Below are 10,465 nucleotides of genomic sequence, written 5' to 3'. Positions count from 1 at the left end.
GGCGTCCCGGATGTCTTCCAGCGAATCGTCGCTGCCGATGGCGATATCCACCGCCTCTTCCCCACCGACACGGATCCCCAGCGTACCGGACTTGCCCAGCGCTTCGGTCTTGTCGGTGCTCAAGCCGCCCGATGCCAGGGATTGGGCCTGCGCCAGTTGCGAGACCTTGACCTGGTAACGACCCGAGACGGCATCGCCGGTAATATTGGCGGTCACGCCATCGCCGGTCATCGAGCTGGTGACCGCGGTGAAGGTGGTCGGATCGCTCAACTTGCCGACGGCTTCGCGCAACGCCGTGAGCGAACTCTCGAGCGTTCCGAAAGCCGACAGTTTGGTTTGGTAGCTTTTCTGCTGGGTGACGATCGGCGTGAGCTTCTCGCTCTCCGCGTCCTTCAGGTCTTCGAGCAACCCGCTCAAGTCGAGCCCGGAACCGATCCCCAGTGAAGATATGGTAGCCATGTTACCTCTCTAATGCCTGGCGCTATTTCTATCACGCCGATCACGACAGCAGACGCCGATTAGGCGCACTTTCATGCGTCAATTGTCTCATCGGCTGCCGGCAGGGGAACTTTAGCGTCGGCTGATCTTCTTTTTCCTCGCCAGCGGGAAGATGAACCCTTGGGTGGCCAGACGACCGCCGGATAGGCGATCATAGGCCACCGACAATTTGCCACTCCCTGGAGAAGACATGGACGCAACCTCCCTGCATGCCAATTATCGACTGTGGCAACGTTTTCAACGCCAGGAACAGCTGGGGCGGGAGCATCAGGCGGCCCTGCGCAAGCTCGCGGAAACCGGTGCGATGGCATCACGTGTCACCGAAGCCTACCGCAGCATGGCGGATCGCGGCGCCAAGGAGGGTGCCAGCTATCGCACCCTGTTTCAGCGACGGCGCGATAACGGCGACAATCTGGCCTGCGAGGGGTGGCTGTTCGTGCGTCGCGTGCTGGCGGAAGGCGGAACCACCCGCATCCGGGCCACGCTGTTCGAGACCTTTACCCTGGAAGAGGGCGAGATCACTCCCTCCACGGAGAGCCCGACCAAGATCACGCTGGATATCTACGACGAACTCCTGGTCCAAAAGAGCATGACGCTGGGTTGCCGTACCGATCGTCACGACGATGAACGGGATACCCGCTTCATCACTTTTCTGGATAGCGTGCGCGGCGACCTGCATCAGTATCTGTAAAGGTCAGCACGGGATTCCCGCTTGCTCCTCGAACCTTGATCACCAACGAGCCTCAATCGAACTAGGGAGATTTCTCGATGACCAACCCTCCTCATCCCTCAAGAATCCACTTCTCCGCACTGCCGCTGGAGAACCTGGATGGTGTCAGCGGTATCGTCCAGCCGACGCCCCGGACCCAGTCGGTGACACTGGAAAGCTCCGCCGCCATGCTGGTCACCGATTTCAGCGTCAGTCATCCCTATACCCTGCCAACCGGAAGTTCCATCGCCCAGGCGCTGGAGACGATGAAGCAGGCCGGCATCCGGCTACTGATGCTGGTCAATGCCAGCGGCAACTTCACCGGCGTGGTCAATGCCCGTGAGCTGATCGGCGGCCGTCGTATCACGCTGGCGATGCAAAAGCACCAGATCGGCCGGGACGAAGTGACCGTGGAGATGATTCAGACACCGCGCAGCGAGCTGCACTCGCTCTCCTACGCCAGGATCTCCCATGCCAGCGTGGGCGACCTCGTGGAGACGCTGAAGAGCTCGGGCGACCAGCACGTGCTGATCACGGAGCCGGATGGCAGCGGCGCCTCGAGAATTCGCGGCATCATCTCGGCATCCAACATCAGCCGCGCGCTGGGCGTCGATTTCAACCATCCGCCGGAAGCGCGCACGTTCTCGTCGATCTGCCACGTCATCCTTGGCCACGACCTTTAGCCGACCATGAGCTCCACGAACTACGACGGCGCCCTCCCCGTCCTTGTCATCTACACCGGCGGGACCATCGGCATGCGGGAGAGTGACCGGGGCCTGGTGGCCGCGGGTGATTTCGAGTCGCGCATGGCGGCAGCGCTATCGACATTGCCACCCGACCGGCAACACAAGTTGCCACGGCACGTCTTGTGGGAAACGACCCGCCCGATAGACTCCAGCAGCGCCACGCCCGCCGACTGGCGGGCCCTGACGCGAATGATCGCCGAGCGCTATCGGGAGTTCGCAGGTTTCGTGGTGCTTCATGGAACCGACACGCTGGCCTGGTGCGCCTCCAGTCTGGCGTTCCAGCTTCAGGGCCTCTCCAAGCCGGTCATCGTGACGGGGGCGCAGAAACCGCTGGGCGCCACCGATAGCGACGCGCTCGACAATCTCGAGGCGTCGTTGCGCTTCGCGGCGCAGGCCGGCTTGAGAGAAGTCTGTGTCACCTTCGGCGGCCGCCTGATGAGAGGGTGTCGTGCAAGAAAATGGTACACTGAGTCCACTCTGGGTTTCGAGACGCCGAACTGGCCCCTGCTTGGCGAGATGGTGGATCACGCGCCCATTCTCTACCCGGGACGTTGCTGGCAAGCTCAGGGAGCACCGCGGTTCGAGCTCGGCACCCATCCACTTCCCGAGGTCGTGCGACTCCCCCTCTGGCCTGGCATACGCGCCCAGGACGTGGCCCGGTGGCTGGACGACGATCAGATCAAAGGCGTCGTCATCGAGTGCTGGGGTAGTGGCAACCTGCCGGAAAACGCCGCCCTGCACGGCATTCTGGCTAGAGCCTGCGCGGCGGGAAAGACGATGGTCGCTATCAGCCAGTGCCCGGTCGGCGGAATCCATCCCGGCACGTACGCAACGGGCCAGACGTTGACGGAGATCGGCATCATGTCCGGCGATGACATGACGCCGGAAGCCGCTCACAGCAAACTCGCGCATCTGCTGGCCCAGGACCTGTCACCGGACGAACTCAGGCAGCGTTTCCTGACGCCTCTCGTCGGTGAACGAGGCGCCTTCCCGACATAGTCGCGAATGACAACGAACCACTCCCAGACCGTTTGCTTTGCCACAGGTTGACAGCATGACACCCTCGACTTCTCACACCCCATCCCAGCCGGCCGTCGTCATCTACTCCGGCGGGATGGACTCCTACACCGTCCTGCACCGCGCCATCCGCGAAGGGTACGAGGTTCACGCACTGTCGTTCCATTACGGTCAGCGCCACGCCCGTGAGCTCGATGTCGCGCGCCGGGTGTGCGAGGACCTGGGGGTTTCTCACCGGGTCGTCGACATCCGTGCCATTCACCAGCTGATCGGCAATTCGGCACTGACGGACAGCGACCGGAGCCTGCCGAAGGCGGACTATGCCGAGGACAATCTGGCGGCTACCGTGGTGCCCAACCGCAACATGATCCTGCTGTCGCTGGCGATCGGTTATGCCGTCAACATCGAAGCCTCCGTGTGCTTCTACGGCGCGCATGGTGGCGATCACGTGCTCTACCCCGACTGCCGCCCGGCTTTCGTCGACCGCATGAACGACGTCGCCGCCATTGCCAATTTCGAAGCGGTCAGCATCGAAGCCCCCTATCTGTACAGTGACAAGGCGAAAATCCTCAGCGACGGGATCGAGATGGGGCTCGATTATGCGCTGACATGGACCTGCTACCTGGGCGGAGAGACCGCCTGTGGCGAATGCGGAAGTTGCCGGGAGCGACTCGATGCCTTCGCCCGCGTCGGGGTGAAGGATCCGATCCCCTACGCGCTGCCCGACCGGCACTAGGGTTGATACCAAAAAGCCGGAGCGTGCGGGCAGTTTTCGTACGAAGCCTGAGCGCCATCTATCATCGAAACACGTCCCGATCAGCCAAGCCCCGGCGTGACCGGCCCGAGGGCCAGTCCGCAGGGAACCAGCACGGAAGTCTGCATGTACAGCGTCAAAGAAGCCTTCTACACCCTTCAGGGAGAAGGCGCCCAAGCCGGCCGTGCCAGCGTTTTCTGCCGTTTCACCGGCTGCAATCTCTGGTCCGGCCGGGAGCGCGATCGCGCGAGAAGCCAGTGCACGTTCTGCGACACCGACTTCGTCGGCACCGATGGCCAGAATGGCGGCCAATTCTCCGATGCCGACGCCCTGGCTACGCACCTGGCGACACTGTGGCAAGCGCCTGAAGAGGCGAACTCCTCGCGCTACGTGGTCTTCACCGGCGGAGAGCCGTTGTTGCAACTGGACGCGGCACTGATCGATGCCATGCACGCGCATGGCTTCGAGGTTGCCGTCGAAACCAACGGCACGCTCTCGCCACCCGAGGGGATCGACTGGATCTGCGTCAGCCCGAAGAGCGACACCACGCTACGCCTGACCCGAGGCAATGAGCTCAAGCTCGTTTATCCTCAGGCGGGCGTCGATCCGGCGAATTTCGCCGGGCTCGATTTCACCCATTTCTTCCTGCAGCCCATGGACCTCTCGCCGGGCGCCATCGTCAGCGATGGCAACCCGATGGCGGCAACCGTCAAATACTGCCTGCGCCACCCGCAATGGCGACTTTCGCTGCAGACCCACAAGATCGCAGGAATCGATTGATGACCCTGTTCGTAAACAACCTGACCAATATCGACGCATCGATCTGGTCACCTCAGCGCGGACTGAGCGGCATCAGCTGGCACGTCGACGTGGAGCTCGACGGCGAGCTGGGCGAAGACGGCATGCTGTTCGACTTCGGCGAGGTCAAGCCCTGGATCAAGTCACGCCTCGACGCGGGCCTGGACCATACCTTGCTCGTGCCGACCCAAGCCGCCGGCGTCAAGGTCGAGGAGTGCAGCGAAGGTCTGCACATGGCCGCCGAACTGCCCTTCCCCTTCGAACTACGGGCGCCCCGCCAGGCTTTCACCCTGTTCCCGTGGGGAGAGGTCACCGCGGAGCGCCTGGGAGCCCATCTCAGCAACGAACTCAGCAAGAGGCCTCCGCCACGCGTCGAGGCGATCCGAATTCGACTTCGTGAAGAGTTGGCAGATGGCGCGATCTATGGCTACAGCCATGGCCTCAAGCACCATGAAGGGAACTGCCAACGTATCGCACACGGCCATCGCTCGCACCTGCGTATCTGGCGCGATGGCCAGCGCGACCCCGAGCTCGAGCTGCACTGGGCACAGCGCCTGGACAATGGCTACCTCGTCGACGCTGAGGATATCTTCGACCCGCGCCGCAACGACGACGTCATGCGAGTCCGCTACCGGTCAGGGCAAGGACAGTTCCAGCTGCAGCTGCCAAAAGACCGCTGCCATACGCTGCCGGCGCCGACTACCGTCGAGAATATCGCGGCCTGGCTCGCCCACCAGATCGCATCGTCGACCGGCGCCCATATCCGGGTCCAGGCGTTCGAGGGAATCGATAAAGGCGCGCTAGCCGAGAGCCGCGGCAAGACGACAGCGGGATAGGAGGCAGCATGAGTTGCAGAGCCGGCTGCGGCGCGTGCTGTATCGCGCCGTCGATCACCTCCCCCATCCCCGGCATGCCGGAGGGCAAGCCTGCCGGGGTTCGCTGTCTACAGCTGGACGAGGACAACCTGTGTCAGCTATTCGGCGACTCGAGCCGCCCGGCCGTGTGCCGGCGCTTCGACTACGACCGGGAGCTGTGCAGCGACAACCGCGAGCAGGCGCTGCGCATCCTGACCGAGTGGGAGCGTGCCACCCGCTAGATCGCGTCCCGTCGCTGCCGGATTCAAGGGAGCCGGACCAGCATCTTGCCGTCGTTGTCTCCGGAGAAAAGCTTCAGAAAAGCCTCGGGCACCCGCTCCAGCCCCTCGACGATGGTTTCGCGGTAGTGGATGGCTTCGCGCTCGATCTCTGGAGCGATCTGCTGCAGAAACGTCTGGTAGTGATCCCAGTGCTCGGCAACGATGAACCCTTCCATGCGTGCCTTGCGAAACAACAACTGATTGAGATTGCCCGGTCCGCCAGCGGGCCCTGTGTCGTTGTAGCGATCGATCATCCCGCAGATCGCGATCCGGGCGTGATCGCGAAGGTTGGACAACGCCGCCTCCAGCAACGGGCCACCGACGTTTTCATAGTAGATGTCATATCCTTCCGGAGAGGCTTCCCGCAGCGACCGCGTCAGCGCATCGACATCCTTGCCTCGATAGTTGAGCGCTTTGACGCCCATCGACTCCAGCCAATCGCATTTGGCCTGGCTACCGGCGACGCCGACGACATGACAATTCGCCGCCTTGGCCAGTTGCACCGCCAGCGATCCGACAGCACCGGCAGCTGCGCTGACGAGTACCCGCTGGCCAGGCTGCAGGCCGGCGACGAGATTGAGCCCTGTCCAGGCCGTCATGCCCGGCATGCCCAGAACGCCGAGATAGGCCTGCTCCGGAACGTCGAACTGCGGCAACGGCTCTACCTCGTCGCCGGGTAACTGCGCGACGTCACGCCAACCCGCCATGTGCCTGACCCGATCACCGTGCTGAAAGTGGGGATGGCGAGAAGCGATCACTTCCCCCACTGCGCCGCCGGACATCGGCTCGTCCAGTGCATAAGGCTCGACATAGGTCGTGACGCCACTCATGCGGCCCCGCATGTAGGGATCGACCGACAGCCAGCGATTCCGGATTCGAACCTCGTCGGGAGCCAGATCCGGTAGCGTCGCCTCCCGGAGCACGAACAGATCCAGCTGCGGCAATCCCTTTGGAAATTCCCGGAGTACGAAGAAACGAGTAGCAGCCATGAAAAAACCCTCCTCGACTGACGGTTGGCATGCCGTTCAGCCTAGGAGGGTTTGAGCGAGGATCAAGCGAGGTCGTAACCTGGCCCCACGAAGGGATCAGTTACGTTCGATTTCCGCCTCGTCCTGCAGCGTCTGGGTCAGTCCCTGAATGACGATCTGGGCCTGGAGACGTTGCGCCAGTCGCGTCGCGAAGTCCGCATCATCCGAGTCGGCATCGCCTGACTGCACCGATTCGACGCCGACGATGGCAACGCCATTCTGGCTGTCGACATGGCCCCAGACCGTCTCGCCATCCTGGGGATGGGGAAGACGAAACGCTTCCTGAAGAATGGCGTCCGGCACGCCGTCAGCATCCCGGGTCGCATCCTCGGCTTGTTTCCAGTCGATATCCGTTACCGCCCGACCATTGCGCAGCGAAGCCACGGTCTCGGCCGCGAGTTCCTGCAGCCGCTGCCGGGTCTGCTCCGCCTTGACCGCGCTTTCGACCTGACTTCGGACTTCGTCGAGCGGCAACGTGCTCGCTTCGCGATGATCGACGACACGCAGCGCGACCCGTTGCTGATCGTCCGTCTCGATCACGTCGCTGTTGTAACCATCCTCGAGCACATCCGGAGAGAACGCCGCCGCGGCGACATCGGGATTGGAGAGCACCCCCTCGCCGCCATCGTCCTGGGAGAACCAGCCGCTGGTCTGCACTTTCAACCCAAGCTCATCCGCGACGCTGGACAGATCTTCCGCCTGATAGACATCGTCGGTCATCTTCTGCACCCGCTCATTGAAAAGCGACTGGGACTGCTCCAGCTTGACCTGTTGAGCAAGAGCTTCGCGATCATCCTCGAACGACGGGATATCGACCCCGGTCACCTTGATGAGATGGAGGCCGTACTGGGTCTGGACGATTTGGGACACTTGGCCGGGGTCCAGCGAGAATGCGGCATCATCGAAACTGTCGCCAAAGAATCCCTTCTGAATCGCCCCGAGATCGCCGCCTTTGCCGGCTGACGACGAGTCATCGGAATATTCGCGAGCGAGATCGGCGAAATCGTCGCCCTGTGAAAGCTTCGACTGCACCTCGGCCAGACGCTCTCTCGCCTGCTGTTCGGTGCGGTCGTCGCCGAAAGTCACCAGGATATGGGATACCTCGCGCGGGGCTTCAGCACGCGCTTTCTCGTAGGCCTGACGCAACTGGTCGTCGCTGACCTCGACGTCCTTGGCCACGTCCTCCTGATTCAGGACGATATAGTTGACCTTGACCTGCTCGGGACGACGATAATTTTCCTGGTGCTGCTCATAGTACTGCTGAAGATCGGCGTCGCTGGGCGCATCGGACTGCCCCAGGTCCGCGGCTGTCAGTTGTGCGTAGCGGAACGTTCTCTGCTGCTGCTGCAATGAGGTCAACCGCGCCTTCTCGGACGGCAGCAGGAAAGTGGAGGCCGCAAGCCCTTGCTGGACCTGACGCCGTAGGGTATCGGCACGGAGCTCGCGACGGAAAGACGATGGCGTGTAGCCGGCCTGCGCCAGACGGTTGGTGAATAGCTCGTCGGAGAAACGACCCTCCTGATCCTGGAATTCGGGCAGCGAGACGATCAGCTGATCCAGCTGACTGTCGGAAATGTGCAGGCCCCCCTCGCTGGCGTCCTGATCCAGTGTGCGCTGGCGAATCAGCTGATCGAGCACCTGCCCCCGGAACTGCCGCTCCTGGCTGGGCGGAACCTGGCCTGACCGGATGCCTCTTTGAACCTGCGTCTCGACGGCCTGACGGCTGATGGACTCACCGTTGACGGTCGCCGCATCATTGCTGCCGGCAGAGAAATAGCTGACCAGGGATTCCGCGCCGAATAGCGCGAACGTGACGATGATGGCTCCCACGATGACTTTCGCCACCCACCCCTGAGAACCCTCACGAATTCGTTGCAGCATGCTGTCCTCGCATGTCGTTGACCCAAAGTTGCGCGCGTATCGTACACCGCCATGCCACCACGGCGCATCCGGGACGAAACATTGGCCACTGCAACTGCAGCAGCCCTTTCATTGCAGCGGGCAATAAAAAAGCGCACCGCTGTGGCGATGCGCTTATGTGCTACGGGCCTTTACCGACCGGACTGCCTCGGCCTCCCGGCGTTTGGCGACACACCAGCCCGTGACAAAGCGAAACTCAGTTCACCGCGTCTTTGAGTGCCTTGCCGGCCTTGAAGCTCGGCACCTTGGCAGCACTGATGTTGATCGGCTTGCCAGTCTGCGGGTTACGGCCGGTGCGCGCTGCGCGCTCCTTGACCGCAAAAGTCCCGAACCCAACCAATGCTACGGAATCGCCTTTCTTCAGGCTGTCTGATACGGACTCGATCATCGCGTCGAGTGCACGAGTAGCAGCCGCCTTGGGAATATCAGCAGACGCAGCAATGGCTTCAATCAGCTCGGATTTATTCACACTTCACCCCTTGACTGTATACGAAATTAACAGGACATCGATGCGCAATCAGAGACGCGGTCACGATCACAACAAGTTGGCATTTTATAGCAATGCCTAGATTACCCTGTCAATCGAGATCATTAGAAAAACCGCGTCACATCGGGCCTGGCGCACGAAACTTGCGCACCGACAAGATTAATGTGTGCTGACATTGGTTTGCGAAGAGGTTACATCTTCGGCCAGCTTGTCATCACCGTCGACATGATTCGTCAATGCCGTTGACAACACGTCATCAATCCACTTCACCGAACGAATGTCCAATGCATTCTTGATATTCTCCGGCACCTCTTTCAGGTCCCGACGATTATCTTCCGGTATTAGTACGATCTTTATACCACCGCGCCGGGCAGCCAGCAATTTCTCCTTCAAGCCGCCGATCGGCATGACCTCGCCACGCAGGTTGACCTCGCCCGTCATGGCGACGTCACATCGCACCGGTCGACCGGTATAGGCGGATACCATGGCGGTCACCATGCCGATACCGGCACTGGGACCATCCTTCGGCGTGGCACCTTCAGGAACGTGGATATGGAGGTCTTCTTTCTCGAATCGCTCCGGGTCGATACCGAACTGACGGGCCCTGGCCCGAACCACGGTATGCGCCGCGCTGACCGACTCCTTCATGACGTCACCCAGCGCCCCGGTCTTGTTGACGCGACCTTTGCCTGGCGTCACGACGGATTCAATGTACAGCAGCTCGCCTCCGACCGAGGTCCACGCCAATCCGGTGACCCGGCCGACCTGGTGCTCCTGGTCCGCCAGGCCGTAACTGTAGCGACGAACACCAGCGTAACGTTCGATGTCATCAGCGGACAGCGTCATCCCGGCCTGCGCGCCCTGGCCTTTTTCCGCTTCAAGACGCTCGCGGAGCACCTTGCGGCTGACCTTGGCAATCTGCCGCTCGAGTTCGCGCACCCCTGCCTCGCGAGAGTAGTAGCGCACCAACTCGAGGACGGATTCGTCGCTGAAGGTCAGCTCTTCCTCCTTGAGGCCATTGGCTTTGAGCTGCTTTGGAATCAGGTAACGCTTGGCGATCGCGAGCTTTTCATCCTCGGTATAACCCGGCAGCCGAATCACTTCCATGCGATCGAGCAGCGGTCCGGGGATGTTCATCGAATTGGCAGTACAGATGAACATCACGTCCGACAGGTCGTAGTCGAGCTCGAGATAGTGATCGTTGAACTTGTCGTTCTGCTCGGGATCCAGCACTTCCAGCAGCGCCGAGGAGGGATCTCCGCGGTGATCCATGCCGATCTTGTCGACTTCATCGAGCAGAAAGAGCGGATTGCGTACGCCCGCCTTGCTCATGCGCTGGATCAACTTGCCGGGCAGCGAACCGATATAGGTTC

Annotated in this window: 12 protein-coding genes; 7 read left to right on the top strand and 5 right to left on the bottom strand. The window is 61.7% G+C overall.

Features of this window, described 5'->3' with window-relative positions; all coding sequences use genetic code 11:
- Positions 1-459, bottom strand: a 459-nt coding sequence (gene fliD, locus AC3AYF_RS13330; protein ID WP_295040040.1) for a flagellar filament capping protein FliD, incomplete at its 3' end; no start/stop codon positions are given.
- Between the two features lie 229 nt (positions 460-688).
- Here fliD and AC3AYF_RS13325 point away from each other — a divergent pair.
- From AC3AYF_RS13325 to AC3AYF_RS13295, 7 genes are all read left to right on the top strand, one after another.
- The gene (locus AC3AYF_RS13325; RefSeq protein WP_295040037.1) at positions 689-1,189 is read left to right on the top strand and encodes a hypothetical protein; all 501 of its coding nucleotides are present in this window, start codon (positions 689-691) and stop codon (positions 1,187-1,189) included.
- 77 nt (positions 1,190-1,266) lie between these two features.
- A complete protein-coding gene (locus AC3AYF_RS13320) occupies positions 1,267-1,890 on the top strand; it encodes a CBS domain-containing protein (RefSeq protein ID WP_295040035.1) in 624 nt (207 codons plus the stop codon).
- Between the two features lie 6 nt (positions 1,891-1,896).
- Positions 1,897-2,952 (top strand): asparaginase, encoded by a 1,056-nt coding sequence (locus AC3AYF_RS13315; RefSeq protein WP_295040031.1) that lies wholly within the window; start codon positions 1,897-1,899, stop codon positions 2,950-2,952.
- Between the two features lie 55 nt (positions 2,953-3,007).
- The gene (queC, locus tag AC3AYF_RS13310; protein ID WP_295040029.1) at positions 3,008-3,706 is read left to right on the top strand and encodes a 7-cyano-7-deazaguanine synthase QueC; all 699 of its coding nucleotides are present in this window, start codon (positions 3,008-3,010) and stop codon (positions 3,704-3,706) included.
- 144 nt (positions 3,707-3,850) lie between these two features.
- Positions 3,851-4,504, top strand: a complete 654-nt coding sequence (gene queE / locus AC3AYF_RS13305) for a 7-carboxy-7-deazaguanine synthase (RefSeq protein ID WP_295040026.1) — start codon at positions 3,851-3,853, stop codon at positions 4,502-4,504.
- Positions 4,504-5,358 carry a 6-carboxytetrahydropterin synthase gene (locus AC3AYF_RS13300; RefSeq protein WP_295040024.1) on the top strand — a complete coding sequence of 285 codons (855 nt, stop codon included), beginning with the start codon at positions 4,504-4,506 and terminating at the stop codon, positions 5,356-5,358. The genes queE and AC3AYF_RS13300 overlap by 1 nt, the downstream gene beginning before the upstream one ends.
- An 8-nt stretch (positions 5,359-5,366) precedes the next feature.
- On the top strand, positions 5,367-5,618 hold the full coding sequence (locus AC3AYF_RS13295) for a YkgJ family cysteine cluster protein (RefSeq protein WP_295040021.1): 252 nt from the start codon (positions 5,367-5,369) through the stop codon (positions 5,616-5,618).
- A 23-nt stretch (positions 5,619-5,641) separates the two neighbouring features.
- Here the strand turns inward: AC3AYF_RS13295 and AC3AYF_RS13290 are convergent, their stop codons facing one another.
- The 4 genes from AC3AYF_RS13290 to AC3AYF_RS13275 all read right to left on the bottom strand — a co-directional run.
- Positions 5,642-6,646, bottom strand: a complete 1,005-nt coding sequence (locus tag AC3AYF_RS13290) for an NADP-dependent oxidoreductase (protein WP_295040018.1) — start codon at positions 6,644-6,646, stop codon at positions 5,642-5,644.
- Between the two features lie 96 nt (positions 6,647-6,742).
- Positions 6,743-8,566, bottom strand: a complete 1,824-nt coding sequence (locus tag AC3AYF_RS13285; RefSeq protein ID WP_295040015.1) for a SurA N-terminal domain-containing protein — start codon at positions 8,564-8,566, stop codon at positions 6,743-6,745.
- A 235-nt stretch (positions 8,567-8,801) separates the two neighbouring features.
- On the bottom strand, positions 8,802-9,074 hold the full coding sequence (gene hupB, locus AC3AYF_RS13280) for a nucleoid-associated protein HU-beta (RefSeq protein ID WP_110599351.1): 273 nt from the start codon (positions 9,072-9,074) through the stop codon (positions 8,802-8,804).
- 177 nt (positions 9,075-9,251) lie between these two features.
- Positions 9,252-10,465, bottom strand: a 1,214-nt coding sequence (locus tag AC3AYF_RS13275; protein ID WP_295040010.1) for a S16 family serine protease, incomplete at its 5' end; no start/stop codon positions are given.

The sequence above is a fragment of the Salinicola sp. genome, from assembly GCF_982684285.1.
The sequence above is the reverse complement of the archived record's forward strand: the minus strand, read 5'-3'. Positions and strand labels throughout refer to the sequence as shown.

Bases quoted from the DNA above. Each gene is read 5' to 3' on its own strand.
- AC3AYF_RS13325 (WP_295040037.1), top strand. From the start codon at position 689: ATGGACGCAACCTCCCTGCATGCCAATTATCGACTGTGGCAACGTTTT.
- AC3AYF_RS13320 (WP_295040035.1), top strand. From the start codon at position 1,267: ATGACCAACCCTCCTCATCCCTCAAGAATCCACTTCTCCGCACTGCCG.
- AC3AYF_RS13315 (WP_295040031.1), top strand. From the start codon at position 1,897: ATGAGCTCCACGAACTACGACGGCGCCCTCCCCGTCCTTGTCATCTAC.
- queC (WP_295040029.1), top strand. From the start codon at position 3,008: ATGACACCCTCGACTTCTCACACCCCATCCCAGCCGGCCGTCGTCATC.
- queE (WP_295040026.1), top strand. From the start codon at position 3,851: ATGTACAGCGTCAAAGAAGCCTTCTACACCCTTCAGGGAGAAGGCGCC.
- AC3AYF_RS13300 (WP_295040024.1), top strand. From the start codon at position 4,504: ATGACCCTGTTCGTAAACAACCTGACCAATATCGACGCATCGATCTGG.
- AC3AYF_RS13295 (WP_295040021.1), top strand. From the start codon at position 5,367: ATGAGTTGCAGAGCCGGCTGCGGCGCGTGCTGTATCGCGCCGTCGATC.
- AC3AYF_RS13290 (WP_295040018.1), bottom strand. From the start codon at position 6,646: ATGGCTGCTACTCGTTTCTTCGTACTCCGGGAATTTCCAAAGGGATTG.
- AC3AYF_RS13285 (WP_295040015.1), bottom strand. From the start codon at position 8,566: ATGCTGCAACGAATTCGTGAGGGTTCTCAGGGGTGGGTGGCGAAAGTC.